Origin of the sequence: Halomonas qaidamensis (assembly GCF_025917315.1) — a bacterium.
In the GTDB taxonomy this organism is placed as follows: Bacteria; Pseudomonadota; Gammaproteobacteria; order Pseudomonadales; family Halomonadaceae; genus Vreelandella; species Vreelandella qaidamensis.
Map to the genome: position 1 here is coordinate 62,881 of NZ_CP080627.1, position 16,939 is coordinate 79,819.

13 protein-coding genes are annotated in these 16,939 nt (G+C 51.4%); 5 read left to right on the forward strand and 8 right to left on the reverse strand.

The genetic code is table 11. The annotated features are described in order from the left end of the window. Positions 1-4: 4 nt before the first annotated feature. Positions 5-946 carry an AEC family transporter gene (locus K1Y77_RS00280; RefSeq protein WP_030074324.1) on the reverse strand — a complete coding sequence of 314 codons (942 nt, stop codon included), beginning with the start codon at positions 944-946 and terminating at the stop codon, positions 5-7. Between the two features lie 197 nt (positions 947-1,143). On the opposite strand from K1Y77_RS00280, the gene metF reads away from it, so the two are divergent. After that, positions 1,144-1,986, forward strand: a complete 843-nt coding sequence (gene metF / locus K1Y77_RS00285) for a methylenetetrahydrofolate reductase [NAD(P)H] (RefSeq protein ID WP_030074325.1) — start codon at positions 1,144-1,146, stop codon at positions 1,984-1,986. A 113-nt stretch (positions 1,987-2,099) separates the two neighbouring features. On the opposite strand, the gene K1Y77_RS00290 is transcribed toward metF, so the two are convergent. The 4 genes from K1Y77_RS00290 to prlC form a co-directional block, all read right to left on the reverse strand. Further along, positions 2,100-4,298 carry a TRAP transporter permease gene (locus tag K1Y77_RS00290; RefSeq protein WP_030074326.1) on the reverse strand — a complete coding sequence of 733 codons (2,199 nt, stop codon included), beginning with the start codon at positions 4,296-4,298 and terminating at the stop codon, positions 2,100-2,102. 97 nt (positions 4,299-4,395) lie between these two features. Then, positions 4,396-5,379 (reverse strand): TAXI family TRAP transporter solute-binding subunit, encoded by a 984-nt coding sequence (locus K1Y77_RS00295; RefSeq protein WP_030074327.1) that lies wholly within the window; start codon positions 5,377-5,379, stop codon positions 4,396-4,398. 354 nt (positions 5,380-5,733) lie between these two features. Next, entirely contained in the window at positions 5,734-5,985 is a 252-nt protein-coding gene (locus K1Y77_RS00300) for a YheV family putative zinc ribbon protein (protein WP_030074328.1), read from the reverse strand. Positions 5,986-6,048: 63 nt separating this feature from the next. Continuing rightward, entirely contained in the window at positions 6,049-8,097 is a 2,049-nt protein-coding gene (gene prlC / locus K1Y77_RS00305) for an oligopeptidase A (protein WP_264429750.1), read from the reverse strand. A gap of 222 nt (positions 8,098-8,319) precedes the next feature. On the opposite strand from prlC, the gene K1Y77_RS00310 reads away from it, so the two are divergent. The 3 genes from K1Y77_RS00310 (at position 8,320) to K1Y77_RS00320 (ending at position 11,023) form a co-directional block, all read left to right on the forward strand. Then, positions 8,320-9,660, forward strand: a complete 1,341-nt coding sequence (locus K1Y77_RS00310; protein ID WP_030074330.1) for a sodium-dependent transporter — start codon at positions 8,320-8,322, stop codon at positions 9,658-9,660. A 43-nt stretch (positions 9,661-9,703) separates the two neighbouring features. Then, the gene (locus K1Y77_RS00315) at positions 9,704-10,240 is read left to right on the forward strand and encodes a gamma carbonic anhydrase family protein (protein ID WP_030074331.1); all 537 of its coding nucleotides are present in this window, start codon (positions 9,704-9,706) and stop codon (positions 10,238-10,240) included. A 111-nt stretch (positions 10,241-10,351) separates the two neighbouring features. After that, a complete protein-coding gene (locus K1Y77_RS00320; RefSeq protein ID WP_030074332.1) occupies positions 10,352-11,023 on the forward strand; it encodes a metal-dependent hydrolase in 672 nt (223 codons plus the stop codon). On the opposite strand, the gene K1Y77_RS00325 is transcribed toward K1Y77_RS00320, so the two are convergent. Genes K1Y77_RS00325 through K1Y77_RS00335 form a run of 3 tightly spaced genes read right to left on the reverse strand, consistent with a single transcriptional unit; the run spans position 10,999 to position 15,063 of the window. Beyond that, a complete protein-coding gene (locus K1Y77_RS00325; protein WP_030074333.1) occupies positions 10,999-12,381 on the reverse strand; it encodes a sigma-54-dependent transcriptional regulator in 1,383 nt (460 codons plus the stop codon). The two genes, K1Y77_RS00320 and K1Y77_RS00325, sit on opposite strands and share 25 nt — an antisense overlap. Next, positions 12,374-14,293, reverse strand: a complete 1,920-nt coding sequence (locus tag K1Y77_RS00330; RefSeq protein WP_264429753.1) for a sensor histidine kinase — start codon at positions 14,291-14,293, stop codon at positions 12,374-12,376. The genes K1Y77_RS00325 and K1Y77_RS00330 overlap by 8 nt, the downstream gene beginning before the upstream one ends. Continuing rightward, the gene (locus K1Y77_RS00335) at positions 14,290-15,063 is read right to left on the reverse strand and encodes a GntR family transcriptional regulator (RefSeq protein WP_030074335.1); all 774 of its coding nucleotides are present in this window, start codon (positions 15,061-15,063) and stop codon (positions 14,290-14,292) included. Before K1Y77_RS00335 ends, K1Y77_RS00330 begins: the two co-directional genes overlap by 4 nt. 321 nt (positions 15,064-15,384) lie before the next feature. On the opposite strand from K1Y77_RS00335, the gene lldD reads away from it, so the two are divergent. Further along, complete coding sequence (gene lldD / locus K1Y77_RS00340; protein WP_264019040.1) at positions 15,385-16,539, forward strand: FMN-dependent L-lactate dehydrogenase LldD; 1,155 nt, start codon at positions 15,385-15,387, stop codon at positions 16,537-16,539. The last annotated feature ends 400 nt before the right edge of the window (positions 16,540-16,939 follow it).

Below are 16,939 nucleotides of genomic sequence, written 5' to 3' on the forward strand. Positions count from 1 at the left end.
TTAATTAGAAGCTTCCAAGCCCGGTAAGGCGCAGCATGACGTGCAGATAGAAAGGAATTAGCAGAGGCGCTAGTAGCGTGGTGGTAAGCACCGCCAGTGCTCCTTTCTGGGGCTGAATGCCCAGCTCCATCGCCACGACCACCACGTTAGAGGCCATAGGCACCACGCCTAGCAGTAGCAATGCCATACCGAGTTCTGGCGTAAGCGTCCCTAGGGATTGAAGTAATAGAACGGCGATTAGCATCACTAACGGCCAAAGTAGATACCGTAAGCCCACGCAGGTGGCAACAAAGCGGGAGTCCCAGGCAGCTAGCGTTACTTGGCTAAGCGTCATGCCAATAATCATCATGCCTAGCAGGGTGTAAGTGGCGGGGAAAACCTCAAGCGAGTTCATCAGGGCGCTGGGAAGGGTCACGTCGAGTGCGCTCAGTAGCAGTGCAGACAAAAACGCATAAATCAGTGGCAGTCGAGAAATTTTGATTAGACTTTGGCGCACGGAAAAGTGGCCGCGGGCACTCAAGTAAAATCCCACCGTAAACTCGTAGAGATTAATTCCCAGCATGCAGAACAGATACAGCGTGACACCCTCTGGTGGCAGTAAAATCAGCGCCACGGGCAGACCAAAGTAACCGGTGTTGCCTGTTCCAGAGGAGAACGCTAACAGCGCCCCTTCCTGAGGCCCAAAGCGGTGTTGTGTAAACCAGCGGACAGCCAGCGCCATAGCACTCACTAGGATGAACAGCGCCAGCGTTAACAGCAGATAACCCGCCGTGGGGCCACCGTTCATCAATGCGCGGAAAATGGTCAGCGGTGCAATCAAGTACACTAGTAGCGTGGCGATGGGACGCGGGTCGATCGTTAAACGTCGTGCAGCGATCCACCCCAACCCTACAAACCCTAATAACATTACTAGTGGCCCCATTAAGGCGCTTGGTGCTAAATCCATTTCTGAATCCTAATCGTTAGATGATGACGCTGTTATTTAAATAGCCCAGTAGTTGCCTAAGTAACCCAGTAGTTTTGTAAATAGCTAACATGAGCCGAATTAAAGGCCGATCGTGAAATCTTTCATTAGCTCCAACGCGGTAGAAAGAGGAGAATAACTTAAATTATCACGATGTTAACGCTTTGCGAGGAAGTCCCATGAGCAGTCAAGAGCACCCGTTAGGTATTAGCTTTGAATTTTTCCCGCCCAATACCGATGCAGGAAAAGAGAAGTTAATACACGTACGCGATGAACTGGCCGCTCGAAAGCCGCGCTTTTTCTCGGTCACTTATGGTGCCGGTGGTTCTACCCAAGCGCGTACACGCGATATCGTGCGCACCGTTAGCCAGAGCGGAATCACTACCGCGCCACACCTTTCCTGCATTGGCAGTGAAAAAGCCCAGCTGCGCGACCTGCTGGCGCAGTACCGTGAAGAGGGCGTAGACAGCTTAGTGGCGCTACGTGGGGACATGCCATCAGGCATGGCAAGCATCGGCGAACTGCGTTACGCCAATGAGCTCGTTGAGTTTATCCGTACAGAGACAGGCGACCATTTTGAAATCGCGGTAGCTGCCTACCCAGAGTCTCATCCACAGGCACCGAGCCTTGATAAGGATATGGAAAACTTTGCTCGTAAGATGAAGGCTGGCGCCAATATGGCAATTACTCAGTACTTCTTCACTGCAGATGCTTACTTTCACTTTGTTGAAAAAGCACGGGCGCTCGGTGTGGAGCAGCCGATTATTCCAGGCATTATGCCGATTACTAACTACACCAAATTGGCGCGTTTTTCAGACGCTTGCGGCGCAGAAATTCCCCGTTGGATTCGTAAGCAGCTAGAAGCCTATGGTGATGACAGCGAAGCTATTGCCGCCTTTGGTACGGAGGTTGTTAGTCGTTTGTGTGAGCGGTTACTTGATGGTGGTGCGCCGGGCTTACACTTTTACACACTCAACCAGGCAGCACCGGTGCTAAAAATTGTTGATAACCTGAGAGGCTAGTGTTCTCTTAAAGAAATTGGCCTGGTGAACAAGAAGAACGCCCACTCGATAGCACTCGAGCGGGCGTTTTTGTTGGGCTTAACTGCTAATGGTTAAGTGAAAAGCGGGCGCCGTTACGTGGCACTGGGTGTCGCCTTATTGCCATACTGCTTACGCTGCATAATGAACAGCGCTCCGCCAATGGCCAGGCCAGCAATATCACTGTAGATGCCGCCGTAAATCATGAACATAGCGCCAACCAGCATAACCACACGCTGCAAGGTGTTTACCGGCCCAAAGAACCATGCTTGCACCATGCCTGAAAGCAAGATGATCCCTAGTGTTGCGGTCACACCGACACGAAGTATCTGCATTGCAGAACCTTCCATCAGCATGGCTGGGCTGTAGAAGAACATAAACGGCACGATAAACGCAGCAAGACCAATTTTGAACGAAGCGACCGATGTACCCATGGGGTTATCCCCAGAAATACCGGCGGCGGCGTAAGAGGCTAACGCCACTGGCGGCGTAATAGCGGATACAACCGCAAAATAGAACACGAAGAAGTGTGCTACGAGAGGCTCGATGCCAATATTGATAAGGCCGGGAGCCACTACTGATGCGGCTACCGCGTACGCTGCCGTCGTAGGCATACCCATGCCAAGCAGAATACTGATCAACATCGCAAAGACCAATGCCAATAATTGGCTAACTCCGGCAAGGCCTAACAGCAGTGAAGAGAAACGCGCGCCAACACCAGTCAGTGAAATGACACCAACAATGAGGCCCGCACAAGCACATACGGCGATGATCTGAATCGACATAGTGCCCGCTAGTTGGAGTGCGCGCAAAATAGCCCGGATGCCCATTTTATTGGGCGAGATCCAGCTGACAACTGCCGCTGAGGCTGTCGCTAGTGTACCGGCACGAATGACGGAGTAGCCCATAAAGAGAGCGACAATAAGAATGATAATAGGCGCAAATAGGTAGACTTGTTTAACCAATTTAGAGAATAGCGGAATTTCATCTTTACGCATGCCGCGCATGCCTTTACGTGCCGCTTCAAAATCCACCATAAAGTAGATAGAAGCAAAGTAAAGTATAGCCGGAATGACGGCTGCAATCGCAATTTCTGTATAAGGAATGCCCGTCACTTCCGCCATAATAAAGGCGCCCGCACCCATAATCGGCGGCATAATCTGCCCACCGGTAGATGCTGCTGCTTCAATAGCGCCAGCGCTACGCGCGGGGTAGCCTACTTTCTTCATTAGGGGGATGGTTAGCGAGCCAGTCGATACCACGTTACCCGCTGAGGTGCCGTTGATCATTCCCATCAAGCCAGAAGCAAAAATAGATACTTTCGCCGGGCCGCCACGGGCACGGCCAGCGGCTGCAAACGCAAAGTTGACGAAGTAATCACCTACTTTAGAAGCCTGTAAAAACGCCGCAAAAATAATAAACAAAATGATATAGGTGGATGACACCGCTGTTGTTGGGCCAAGAATGCCCGCATCGGTATAGACCTGACTAAAGAAGCGTTGAACAGACAGGCCTGGGTAGCCTAAAAATCCAGGTAAATACTGACCAGCAAAGACATAAACCAAGAAAACCGCTGAAATAACCACCAATGCTAAACCCGCTACGCGACGAGTAAGCTCTAGAATCAGCAGTGACCCCGCAATGGCCGCCCAGGAAATGCCGGGAGGAGCAAACGAAGTGCCTGTCGACATACGCATATTGGTATTAAAGGCCATTAATAAGTAAGCAGCGCTGGCGATAGCGCAGACCATTAGCACGAGGTCCGCAGGATTAAAGCGGTGGCGCGCCTGTCGATAGAACCAAGAAAGGACAATGGCAATTGCCGTGGTGGCAATGAGGGGATAGCCGTAATGCAGTGTCTCAATACTTGGATCGATGCGCATAGCACCGCCATTGAGGGTCTGCTGCATTAAAAATACGTGAACAAGTGAGTAAAGGGCAGGAGCGAGAAGTGCATAGCTGACCCATTTTAGCCAGGCAGGGGAAGCTTGCTGATCATCTTCAGCAAAGCGGGCACCGGCAAACAATCCGTAACCTAAAATTAGCGCACCCGCAATATGCACGATACGAAAAGACCAGGTTTCCATCGGGTACACATTGAGCGAAATCAGGTGGAAGCCTGAATAACCAATCGCCAGTGCGGCAAATAAAAAGAACTGCCAACCAACAAACAAGCGGCGATTGGATTCGAAAACTTCTTCATCGACACCCTCGGCGATTGACTCAGGTATCGATGAAGCAGTTTGGGCATCATCCTTGAGGCCGTTGGGGTCTTGATCGGTATTGTGACTCATTAGAGGTCACCCTCACAGCAAAAGCAGAAAAGAGGCGGTAGCGAACGCTGCCCCGTCCGGCCAGCGGAAAACGGGGCAGCGTAAGAAGGTGCTTGGCTTAGTTGATCATGTCATCAGCGATGTCGTAGCCATTCTCTTCGTACCAGCGTGCAGCGCCCGGATGGAAGGGCAGCACGTTGTTGTGGACGATATTTTCCGGAATGGTAGTTTCAGCACTACGGTGAACAGAGCGCATACGCTCATTGTTTTCCATTGTGGCTTTGGTGACTTCGTAGATAAAGTCTTCCGGCAGATCACAGCCTGCAATGGCGAAGTTCCACATAGACACAGCGCGTGCATCTTCTTCAAGCGTTGTGTAGGTGCTAGCCGGGATGGTGAACTCTGCAACCGGGAAGCTTTCTAGCACAGTGGCCATTTCTTCTTCGGTAAACTCGATGATATTCACATCGGTCTGTACTTCGAGTTGGCTAACGGCTGGGATCGGGATGCCCGCTGCGAAGGCGATAACATCCAGAAGACCGTCCTGTAGCTGGCCACCTAGGTCAGACCAACCGCCGTTACGGCGATCAAATTCTACGCCCAATGTTTCGAGAATAGCGGGGAAATAGGTGTCTGATGTGGAAGCTGCTGGGCCGAAACCGATACGTGCACCTGCAGGAATATCAGAGATGGATTCAATACCGGAGCTTGACAGTGCCGCAATGGAGAACGGTGTTTCATACATGGGGAACAGTGCACAAACATTGTCCATTTTCAGGCCAGGTGCCAGCGGGCTTTCCCCTTTAACAGCGTCGGAAGCGGGACCCATCGTCGTTAGGCCAAAGGCCATATCACCACTGTGTACGAGCGCTAAGTTTTGAGTCGGGCCACCGGTGACTTCGCCACCGCCTGACACATCCAGCTCATCAGCAATAAAGTTAGCCCAGCCTGAGCCATAAACGAAGTAGGTGCCGCCTTGGCTTGCGGTACCTACCGTGAAATTATTAGGCCAGTCGGAGCGGTCTGCATGGGCAGTTCCTGCGGCAAGCAAAGCACTACCGGCAACAAGAAGTGCGATAGTTTTAGGCATCGTATTGCGCATGGCGAGATTTCCTAAGCTGTTATTGGGATTATCGTCTGGCATGTATCAGTTCTGCCAGTGGCTTTATCGTTAAGCAGCTTATATAGAGCGATAGTCATGCCAGTTGAAAGCCTGGTTTTTAAAATCAGTAGCTTAAAATTTTCTTATTCAACTTTGGTTGAAATAGGAATAGCACGAAGTGTCTGGGGTTTCGCACACTGCTTGCTATTTGATGTGTGGTTTTTCGCACACTTTGAGGAGTGAGGAGTGAGGAGTGAGGAGTGAGGAGTGAGGAGTGAGGAGTGAGGAGTTGAAGGCCTCCAACGTGGTGGAGGCTTAAATTAAAAGCGATGGCATAATGCTTGGGATAGGGGGTTAACGTTTAGGTTTGCCGGGGTCGAGAATGCGTACTGGTTGCACATCTTGCGTTTTTTGCTCTTCGCGTACTTGATTAACGCGGGTAGTCAACTCTGATGCCGACTCATCTTCAATCGGCAACTGCTCGAAAAAGTCGCAGTTAACGCATTCCCGGTAACGAATGCTGTTTTGCTCCCAGGCGCGAATTCGATCCATGGCTGCGCAGCGTGGGCAGGTTACTCCAGCAATAAAGCGTTTCACACTCGACATGAGAGGCTCCAACGGTGCGGCAGCCGATAAAGATACCGCACTTAGTGATGGTGAAAATAAACGTCAGGCTGCGCGGATACCGCTATGGCGCAGCAATGGCTCTACGCTTGGTTCACGGCCTCGGAAAGCGCGAAATAGCTCCGCTGCATCCCTCACGCCACCTGGCTCCAGGATCTCTTCGCGGAAGCGTTGACCAGTGATGGGGTCAAAAATACCAGCTTCTTCAAACGCGCTCCATGCATCAGCAGAGAGCACTTCCGCCCATTTGTAGCTGTAATAGCCCGCCGCATAGCCACCCGCAAAAATATGGCTAAAGCTATTCTGGAAGCGGTTAAAGTCAACCGTCGGCACGACAGAGGTATGGCTACGTACGTCATCTAGTAGCGTTTGAACATCACTGGCGCTGGGCGCTTCCAGCTCATGGTGCAGGCGCAAATCGAATAATGAAAACTCTATTTGGCGCACCATTCCCATGGCTGATTGGAAGTTTTTGGCAGCCTGTAAACGCTCTAGCAGATCAGCGGGCAGAGGCTCGTCAGTATCGACATGCTTGGCGAGCAGGTCTAGTCCTTCGCGTTCCCAGCAGTAGTTCTCCATGAATTGGCTGGGCAGTTCAACGGCGTCCCAAGCAACGCCGTTAATACCAGAGATATCGGCGATATCCTGTTTGGTTAGCATGTGATGCAAACCGTGACCGAACTCATGAAACAGCGTGGTGACTTCATCATGTGTCAGTAGGGCGGGTTTATCGCCAACTGGGGCGGTGAAATTACAGGTTAGAAATGCTACTGGCAGCTGAAGGCCATTCTCAGTTTGGCGGCGTACGCGGCAATCAGCCATCCACGCACCACCACGTTTGCTTTCGCGAGCGTAAAGGTCCAAGTAGAAACCAGCGATCGGCTTTCCCTGTTCAGTAATACGGAAGTACTGAACATCGTTGTGATAGCTAGGCGCCTTAGGGTCTGCCTCGATTCGAACGCCATACAGGCGCTCTACGACTTGAAACAGTCCATCCACCACCCGTGGCGCAGAGAAGTAAGGGCGAAGCTGCTCTTGTGAGATGGAGTGACGCGCCTCGCGCAGTTTTTCGCTGGCATAGGCCACATCCCACGGCTCAAGCGTTTCAATCCCTAATTCTTCGCGGGCATAGCCGCTGAGCTCTGCGACTTCTTCCTTGGCCTGCGGGACGGCGCGGCGAGCGAGGTCATTCAGAAACTCAAGCACCTGTTCGGGAGAGTCGGCCATCTTCGTCGTGAGCGAATAATCAGCGTAGGTAGGAAAGCCGAGTAAATGAGCAAGCTCTTGGCGAAGTGCCAGTATCTCTTCAAGAGCGGGAGCATTGTCGAACTTCCCCGTATCTGGGCCTTGATCGGAAGCACGGGTGACAAACGCGGTATATACCTCACGCCGCAATTCTCGGTTATCAGCGTAACTAATAATCGGGAAAAAACTTGGGAAATCGAGAGTAATGCGGTAGCCATCGACACCTTTAGCTTGGGCGTTTGCTTTCAGCGTATCGAGCGCACTTTCCGGCACACCGGCAAGTTCATCAAGATGACCAATATCCTTATGCCATGCTTGTGTAGCATCGAGCACGTTGTTAGAAAACTGGTTGGATAAGGTTGATAGGCGTGCTTGGATCTCACCGTAGCGGGTCTTTTTGTCAGCGGGCAAATCGACGCCGGCCAGACGAAAATCGCGCAAAGCGTTATCTACTGTGCGCTGCTGAGCAGGGGTTAGCTGCGTCCATCTATCTTTCTGCTTAAGTGCCTGCCAGCCATTAAAAAGACCTTCGTGCTGTCCCATCCAAGTGCTAAACGCTGAGAGCTTTTCTAAACATGCCTGATAGGCTTCCCGCAGTTCGGGGGTGTTCATCGTGCCGTTAAGATGTGAGATAGGCGACCACGCCTGAGAAAGACGATCATTAACAGCCTCTAGCGGCGCAGCAAAGTTATCCCAACGTGGTGGCGCTGTAGCGGCCTGTTGAGCGAGTCGGTCGATGACTTCCCGGCTTTCATTTAGCAGCGCTTCCACCGCAGGCACGACGTGTTCGGCGCGAATGTCAGCGAAAGGGGGAAGCTCATGCGGCTCTAGCAACGGATTGCGGGACATAGGCACCTCGTAGGCATTAATTTTTAACTCGTAACGTTTTTAAATACGTTAGTGGCGCATAAAAACGCAATAATAATGACACAGTGCGGGCGGTGGGGCTGCGTTTCAATGTCTAAGCTTAATCGTGTGTCTTATAGCAAGGTTTGGCCTAAGCGTAAGCGCCTGCTAGTCTTGCCGACTTTTAGTGTCGCCAACTAGTGCCACCAATGGCAGGAGCAAGTGATGAGTGAAACGCTGGAGCGCTGGGGGTCAAAGCGAGCCTTCATCTTAGCGGTAACGGGAGCTGCAGTTGGGTTGGGTAATATTTGGCGCTTCCCGTACGTTGCAGGCGAGAACGGTGGTGCGGCATTTTTATTGATCTATGTGGCGTTCGTACTTCTGTTAGGTATCCCTGTAATGATGGCCGAGATTTTAATTGGGCGGGCGGGGCGCCGGGGGCCTATGCAAGCACTGAGTAGGCTAGCTGTTGAAGCAGGCGCTTCTCGACACTGGCGTTGGTTAGGGTTGTTTGGAGCATTCACCGTCTTCTGTATTTTATCGTTTTACTCGGTGGTGTCAGGTTGGTCGATTGAGTTTTTAGTCGCTTCAATAAACGGAAATTTCGATGGCGCAAGTGCCGCAGAAATAGGTGCGGGTTTCGAGGCGTTTCTGGCAAACCCAGGCCTGTTGATTTTTAATCACTCGTTGTTCCTATTTATGACCATGACAGTCGTGGCCGCTGGCGTTGCCAAAGGCCTAGAGCGGTTGAACAACCTATTAATGCCGCTGCTGTACGGTTTATTGTTGCTACTGGCTGGTTATGCCACGACCACCGACGGATTTGGTACAGCCCTTTCATGGTTGTTTTTACCGTCTTTTGGCGATGTAACGACTTCAGTGGTGTTGCATGCTATGGGGCATGCGTTTTTTACCCTTGCCGTAGGGGCCTGCGCGCTAATGGCTTATGGGGCTTATATGCCTGATGAGCAGAGCTTACCGAAAGCCGCTTTTGCAGTTGCAATGCTCGATATCAGCGTCGCCTTGTTAGCAGGGATTGCGATCTTTTCGGTGGTATTTGCCCAAGGTATGGACCCCGCTGATGGTCCTGGGTTGATGTTTGTGACGCTGCCTATTGCTTTTTCTGAGCTGCCTTGGGGAGCGTTTTGGTTAAGTGTGTTCTTTTTGCTGCTCTTATTGGCTACCTGGACGTCAGCGATTAACCTCGCTGAACCCATGGTGGCAACGTTGCAAGGGCTTGGCTGGCGTCGCAGTGTATCAACGGCCGTCGTGGCGCTTAGCGTATGGCTGTTAGGGCTGCTTTCGGCATTTTCGTTTTCTACCCTCGCCGATTTTAGACCGTTGTTTGGTCGTAATGTGTTTGAGTTAGTTAGTAGTATTCCGCCTGATATTTTTCTGCCTATGGGGGGGCTATTAATTGCTATCTTTGCGGCATGGGTGATGCCCCGTACGCAGGTTGTACAGGCATTGGGTGTTGGCGAGAGAGGCTATGTACTCTGGCGTAATATTGTACGCTGGGTGTCGATTCCGCTGACGTTTATTGTATTGCTCGGCGGGTTGCTATAGTCCTTGAATATTTGAATCCAGTAGCGTTAAACAGGAGTGTGCAATGAGCAATGCCCTACGACCATTTCAAGGTATGTCGCCTCGCCTGGGTGAACGGGTTTATATCGACCCCGCCAGTGTGGTGATTGGTGATGTAGAGCTGGGCGATGACTGTTCGGTGTGGCCGACGACCGTGATTAGGGGGGATATGCATCGGATTCGCATTGGCGCTCGCACTAGCGTGCAGGATGGCAGCGTGCTGCATATTACCCATGCCAGCGATTTCAATCCTGATGGTTTCCCACTGACGATTGGTGATGATGTCACCATTGGCCATAAAGCGATTTTACATGGCTGTACGCTGGGTAGCCGTATTTTGGTGGGTATGGGGGCGATTGTGATGGATGGAGCAGTTGTCGAGGATGAGGTGATTATTGCGGCTGGCGCAGTTGTTACACCAGGCAAACGTTTGGAAAGCGGTTATGTCTATGCTGGAAACCCGGCGAAAGCGTTGCGTCCACTCAAAGATAAAGAGCGCGCTTTCTTTCCTTACACGGCAGGCAACTACGTTAAGTTAAAAGATCAGTTCCTCACTCAGTAAATTTTCTAATGTAGGCGCTAAGCAGTTGGCCTAACACTCTTTTTTCTTAAATAGTCATGTTGCGGCAGCCAAAAATCTGGTAATTTATCCAGTTTTCCAGGATGCCGCGCTATGGCGAATTTTCGCACGCACATTACGGTAGCAGCAGCAGGCGGCGTGCTAATGGCTTATGTCGGCTGGCAGGCACAGTGGTGGCCAGCGACTCAGGCGCTATTAATTATTGCCTTGGTAGCCTTTGGCGGTATTTTGCCTGACATAGATGCAGATCGTTCTCGCTCTATTCGTTTGATTTTTAACCTTCTATCAGTACCTTCACTAGTGCTGGGTGTACTGTTGCTGCAACCGTGGTTAACGCCTGGATTATTGCTAGTGGCCTGTGGAAGCATCTACTTTAGCGTACGTTACCTTGCGGCGGTGGTGTTCTCACGGCTAACGGTTCATCGAGGTATTTGGCATTCACTAATGGCTGCTATGTTGTGTGCGTTAGCGACGGCTGCGCTTAGTTTTCATTTACTGGCACAGCCGGCTTGGCTGGCCTGGTGTCACGGGGCAGCAGTACTGTTAGGGTTTATTATCCATTTAAGTCTTGATGAACTCTTTAGTGTGGATCTAGAAGGCGCGCGGCTAAAGCGTTCATTTGGAACCGCGCTGAAGCTGGGTGATGGCCGACGTCCGCTATCAAATGTCTTTATGCTGATTGCGCTATTAACGCTAGTGCCATGGGTACCGCCCTGGGATGTACTGGTTGAATTGCTTCATCAAGGGTCGCTGCTATGGCGATAATCGTCAGCGCTTAAGCTGTGTTTTTTGAGTTTGTCGTAGAAGGTTTTGCGGGGAATTCCCAGATGGCGGCACACGTCAGTGACTCTACCATGGTGGCGGGCCAGGGATTGGCTAATTAGGCTCTTTTCAAATAGCTCAACCTGCCGAGGTAGCGTGGGTTCCTCTGTGTCGGCACTGACCCCTTCTAGTAGCGCATCTAAGCGGTAGTCAAAGGCGGCTCCCAATAGCACATATCGCTCGGCAAGGTTACGCAGTTCACGAACATTACCAGGCCAGTCGTGAGCCAGCAGGGCAGCAATCGAAGGGCTATCCAGGGTGGGGGCTTCTAAGCCACTACGGTTGGCAGCGATCACCGCGAAATGTTGGAATAACAGCGGGATGTCTTCGCGTCGTTCGCGCAGTGCGGGCAGCGGTAGGGTGACCACGTTGAGTCGATAGTAGAGATCTTCGCGAAAGTATCCCTCTTCGGCAGCCGCTTTAAGGTCCACTTTGGTGGCAGCAATTACACGAATATTGAGTGGCACCGTCTCGTTGGCCCCAAGGCGCTCGACACTACGCTCTTGCAAGACGCGTAACAGTTTAACCTGGAGCGCCAATGGCATTGACTCGATTTCATCCAGGAATACGGTGCCGCCATTGGCATGCTCGAATTTACCAATTCGCCGTTCTACTGCGCCGGTAAAGGCACCTTTTTCATGGCCAAACAGCTCTGACTCTATGGTGTTTTCTGGCACCGCGCCGCAGTTGATCGCCATGAACGGGCTATTACGCCGGGCGCTGCGTTCATGAATGGCGCGGGCAACAAGGTCTTTTCCGGTGCCGGTTTCGCCAAACAGGAGTACATCAGCTTCTACTTGGCTGATGCGTTGAATCATTGCCGCTAGGCGAGAAATCACCGCCGTACGGCCAACTAAACGAGGCCCAAGAGCGGCTTGTTGTACCTCAAGTTCAGCTTTTAAACGCAGATTTTCCAAGCTTAGCTGGCGCTTTTCGATGCCTCGCCTCACGACATCAAGTAGCTGGTCGCCCGCGAAAGGTTTTTCCAGAAAATCCCAAGCGCCTGCACGCATTGCTTCTACCGCCGTCGATATATCACCGTGACCAGTGATTAAAATAATTGGCAGTGTGGCATCGCGACTATGTAGCTCATTCAACAGCGTCATGCCGTCCATTCCTGGCATCCTGATATCGCTAACAATGACACCGGGGAAATTCGCTGGCAGAGCTTCCAGCGCTTGCTCAGCAGATTCAAAGCAGTGAGGTGTGTAGCCGGCAAGTTCAAGTGTTTGGCTAGCGGTGATACGCAGGTGCGGTTCATCGTCGATCACCATGACCGGCAGTGTCGACGGCTCATGCATGGTTGTTATGCTCCTTGACTGAAGGCGGCGGCAGTACGTTAGGTGTTGCTGAGCAGGGCAGCGTAACGGTGAATCTTGCCCCGCCGGTGGGCTGATTTGCTACCTGCAACTTGCCTCCCAGATCTTCCATAATACGTGAGGAAATCGAAAGTCCTAGTCCTAATCCGCTACCGGGTGCTTTCGTGGTGAAGAAGGGTTCGAAAATTTGGCCCAAGTGATGTTCCGGGACCCCCGGGCCATTATCGGCAACGCTGATCAGCACTTGCTGTTGCGCGATTTCTACCCGTAGCGTCAGTACGGGTGACGCTACCTCTTTCATTGCCTGTAGCGCGTTGCTAATCAGGTTTACCAGCACTTGCTCCAGGCGTACTAAGTCACCTTCCACCCAAAGTGTGTCTTCAGGCCACTGCTGAACCACGGTGATGCCATCATCTCGTAAGCGGCTTTGAAATAAACGCAGTGCGTACTCAATACAGGCTTGGACAGAGATTGTTTCCTGGCGCTCACTGCTCTTACGAGAAAACTGGCGCAGCTGGGCGCTAATGTCGGCCATGCGCTGTGTAAGCTCAACAATCTGCGCTAGGTTGGCATCCGCTTTATCTACCCGCGCTAGTTCAATAAACCGTCGACCATTTTCAGCGTAAGCGCGAATAGCGGCTAACGGTTGATTTAACTCGTGATTGATACCCGCAGCCAATTGGCCTAAGACCGCTAATTTTGCTGCTTGGATCAGTTCATCTTGGGTTTGGCGCAAATTAGCTTCTGCTCTTCGCCGTTCTTCAATTTCATCGGAAAGCCGCTGATTACTGGCAACTAAGTCACGTGTTCTTCGTTCTACGCTAACCTCTAGCTCATCTCGCACTCTTGCTAACGTTTGCCGTTCGCGCTCTGCAAATGCTTCGCGCTCTCGACGTAAACGCAAGCGTTGCCAACCAATACCACCGCCCAAGGTCACCACACCATATAAGCCTCCCGCCATGAGTGCTGCAAGCCATTGGGCGTTCACTACCGGGGTTAGTGGTTTTAAAATATGCATTTGCCAGCCAAACTCTGGGATGGGGCGCGTCAAGCTTAAATAGCGCCCGCCATCTAATGGCCCGCTAGCAAAGCTAACAAGGTAGCTATCAGCCCCGTAAGGAGCTTCAAGTTGAATACCTGAAGGCGTTAAAGGCTCCATTGCATAGCGTCGGGTTGCTCGTAGAGTGTCGCGCTGGCTGTCAGTAAGAGGGTAAAGAGCGTTCATGCGCAGCTCAGGGTGGCTGGCCATGAAAATAATATTATCGCTATCGGTAACAAACAGCTCAGCATCCTGTTCCGCCCAGCTCTCTTCAACATCGTCGAGCAGCACTTTGACGACGATAACTCCGTCGGGTTTTGCATCGGGGGAGGTATCATCAAGCCACACCGGCGCAGAAAAGTAGTAACCACGCTCAAGCGACTGTACGCCTAAACCATAGAAACGCCCTTGCCCCCCAGTAATGGCATCGGTGTAATAGCTGCGGAACGCGTAGTTTTGACCAATAAATGTATTGGGGCGGTGCCAGTTGCTGGCGGCGATGGTATCGGCGTCACGGTTTAGTAAATAAACATCGGATACCCCAGAGGTAAAACGAAAACGATCAAGCAGCAAGTTGAGTGGCATAGAGTCTTGGCTGTCTGGGGAATCTAAAAAACGTTGTACGCCTTCCCTGGTCGCCAGCATCTGCGGCAAATAATCATAGCGCAGTAGGTAACCGTTGAGGTTGGCGGCAGAAAGCCGCAGCTCGTTTTCAGCATCGTCTTGTAAGTTTGATAATGCCTGCTCACGGGCCAATTGAGCGGCTTGCCACATGCAAAATATAAGCCCAAGCGAAATCACTATCAGCCAGAGCAGTCGCCAGCGTAGGTCTGAAAGGCGAAGTAAGTGTTTCATGCAGGTGTGCTGCTGGTGCCCTGCGCACGACGCAGTGCACGCTGAGCGCGGGTTTCGGCTCTGGCCATTTCGAGAAGACCTTCCTCAACATATACTAGGTGTTCGTGTGCTCGGGAGCGGGCGTCTTCAGCACGACCCTCTAAAATTGCATCCAGTAGTGCGCGGTGCTGCTTCATTAACTGCGCGCGTGAGTTTGGCTTTGCAAAAAGATGAGCGAGGTTATCAACGATGCTTTGCTCTAATAAATGAAAAATGCCTCGAATAGTGTGAAGTAGCAATACGTTGTGAGCTGCTTCTGCAATAGCGAGGTGGAAGGCGGCGTCTAGCTTTGCTTCTTGGGCTGGGTTGGCGCCTACAAACCCGCCGTCGAGTTCTTCAAAACGTTGGATAAGAACGGCTTTATCGGCTGGTGTTGAGCGTAATGCTGCGTAATAAGCCGAAATTCCCTCCATTGCATCGCGAAACTCAAGTAAATCCAGGTGAAACTCATTGTGTCGTGAAAGCATTTCTAACAGCGGGTCGGTGTAGCCGCTGTTTAGCGTTTCATTAACAAATGTACCGCCCCCTTGGCGGCTATTCAGCAGGCCTCGTGCGGCAAGCTTTTGGATAGCTTCGCGTAGAGAAGGGCGAGAAACGCCAAAACGTTCGGCAAGCTCTCTTTCTGGGGGCAGGCGCTGGCCAGGCTTGAGGCTACCTTCAAGAATCATTGCCTCAAGGCGCTCAGTAATTACATCAGCCAAACGTTGTTGGCGAAGGGGCGGATACGACATGAAATTCATGCTCCTATAATTGGTAATACCAATTCTAAAAGTTTCATATGTTTTGCTCAAGCATCAATTATAAACCTCAGCTTATCCATAGAGATTAGGTAGAAAGTAACTTCTTGCTTATGTAACTAAAGTATAAGCGTGGTAAAAGCCTTTGTTGGGGTTGTCAATTGACATGATGAAAGGGGCTGTTTAGTGTGGCATCTAATCAATCTGTAAATTGGTAATACCAATTTTACTTGTGGCGTTTAACATTAACGCTTCGATGACCGTGTATAGATAGTACTTATAAATAGTGCATCTATTTATTGCATAGGGCCTGCCATGATCATTTCATCACCTACGGACTACCGCCAAGCTGCCAAGCGTCGTATTCCCCCGTTTCTGTTTCACTATGCTGACGGCGGGTCGTACGCAGAGCATACGTTGCGGAGCAATGTTGAAGACCTGGCGGGTGTCGCGTTGCGGCAGCGGGTGTTAAAGGATATGTCGTCGCTATCGCTGGAAACCGAGCTGTTTGGCGAAAAGATGGCAATGCCTCTTGCCTTGGCGCCGGTGGGGCTAACCGGCATGTACGCTAGGCGTGGTGAAGTCCAGGCAGCGCGGGCAGCGACCAAGAAAGGCATACCATTTACGTTATCGACGGTATCCGTATGCCCTATTGCTGAAGTGGCGTCGGCAGTTGAGCGGCCCATTTGGTTTCAGCTTTATGTACTGAAGGATCGGGGCTTTATGAAGCACGTGCTTGAGCGTGCTAAGGCGGCAGGGGTTAAAACATTAATCTTCACCGTTGATATGCCTGTACCTGGGGCGCGTTATCGCGATGCCCACTCAGGTATGAGCGGCAAAAGCGGGCCTATGAAACGTATGCTTCAGGCTGCATTGCATCCTCTTTGGGCTTGGGATGTAGGTGTTCGTGGTCGCCCGCATGATCTAGGCAACGTGTCTGATTATCGTGGTCAGCCGACAGAGCTTGAGGATTATATTGCTTGGCTTGGCGATAACTTTGATCCCTCTATTTCCTGGAAAGATCTGGATTGGATTCGTGAGCAATGGGATGGCCCAATGGTTATTAAGGGCATATTGGATGCTGAAGATGCCCGTGATGCAGTCCGCTTTGGGGCTGATGGTATTGTGGTTTCAAATCACGGTGGCCGTCAGTTAGATGGCGTGCCTTCTACCGCGCGTGCTCTGCCTGCTATTGCAGATGCAGTTAAGGGTGACTTAGCCATCCTGGCAGATTCTGGTGTGCGTAATGGGTTGGATGTAGTAAGGATGGTTGCCATGGGCGCAGATACAGTATTGATCGGTCGCGCCTTTATCTATGCGCTGGCAGCAGCAGGTGAGGCGGGGGTTGCTAACCTGCTTGAGCTTTTCGAAAAAGAGATGAGGGTGGCAATGACGCTCACCGGCGCGCGAACGATTGCTGATCTCAACACCGAGTCATTAGTGCCTGACGCGATTCCTGTACTTAAATAGAAAGGGTAATGTAGAGAAAGGGGAATATAGAAGGGTGACGTTGCTGACATTAGGGTAATAGACGAATGTTGGAGTTTTTTTATAAAAGCCCTTGCCAAGACGGCAGCGAATCCGTAAAGTACGCATCCGCTGCCGGGGACGCACAGCGTTACCAGCGGTGATAGAAGGTGAAAACCTTCGGTTTGTCAGGAAGTTAGCGCAATAAAAGAGAAGGCATCGTTATCTCGCTTTCTTAACTCGCTCGCTTCACTCACTGAAAACAGTGATTGACAAACACCAGGAAATGCGTAGAATACGCCTTCCTCGCTGAGGCAAACCAGTTCATCGGTTAGCCGGCTGATAAGATAGCCTCGCAGCGAAACAGCTCTTTAACAATTTGATCAGGTAATTCATGTGGGCG

What these genes read in the sequence shown, in the direction of transcription:
- K1Y77_RS00280 (WP_030074324.1), bottom strand. Translation starts at nt 946, where the DNA reads ATGGATTTAGCACCAAGCGCCTTAATGGGGCCACTAGTAATGTTATTA.
- metF (WP_030074325.1), top strand. Translation starts at nt 1,144, where the DNA reads ATGAGCAGTCAAGAGCACCCGTTAGGTATTAGCTTTGAATTTTTCCCG.
- K1Y77_RS00290 (WP_030074326.1), bottom strand. Translation starts at nt 4,298, where the DNA reads ATGAGTCACAATACCGATCAAGACCCCAACGGCCTCAAGGATGATGCC.
- K1Y77_RS00295 (WP_030074327.1), bottom strand. Translation starts at nt 5,379, where the DNA reads ATGCGCAATACGATGCCTAAAACTATCGCACTTCTTGTTGCCGGTAGT.
- K1Y77_RS00300 (WP_030074328.1), bottom strand. Translation starts at nt 5,985, where the DNA reads ATGTCGAGTGTGAAACGCTTTATTGCTGGAGTAACCTGCCCACGCTGC.
- prlC (WP_264429750.1), bottom strand. Translation starts at nt 8,097, where the DNA reads ATGTCCCGCAATCCGTTGCTAGAGCCGCATGAGCTTCCCCCTTTCGCT.
- K1Y77_RS00310 (WP_030074330.1), top strand. Translation starts at nt 8,320, where the DNA reads ATGAGTGAAACGCTGGAGCGCTGGGGGTCAAAGCGAGCCTTCATCTTA.
- K1Y77_RS00315 (WP_030074331.1), top strand. Translation starts at nt 9,704, where the DNA reads ATGAGCAATGCCCTACGACCATTTCAAGGTATGTCGCCTCGCCTGGGT.
- K1Y77_RS00320 (WP_030074332.1), top strand. Translation starts at nt 10,352, where the DNA reads ATGGCGAATTTTCGCACGCACATTACGGTAGCAGCAGCAGGCGGCGTG.
- K1Y77_RS00325 (WP_030074333.1), bottom strand. Translation starts at nt 12,381, where the DNA reads ATGCATGAGCCGTCGACACTGCCGGTCATGGTGATCGACGATGAACCG.
- K1Y77_RS00330 (WP_264429753.1), bottom strand. Translation starts at nt 14,293, where the DNA reads ATGAAACACTTACTTCGCCTTTCAGACCTACGCTGGCGACTGCTCTGG.
- K1Y77_RS00335 (WP_030074335.1), bottom strand. Translation starts at nt 15,063, where the DNA reads ATGTCGTATCCGCCCCTTCGCCAACAACGTTTGGCTGATGTAATTACT.
- lldD (WP_264019040.1), top strand. Translation starts at nt 15,385, where the DNA reads ATGATCATTTCATCACCTACGGACTACCGCCAAGCTGCCAAGCGTCGT.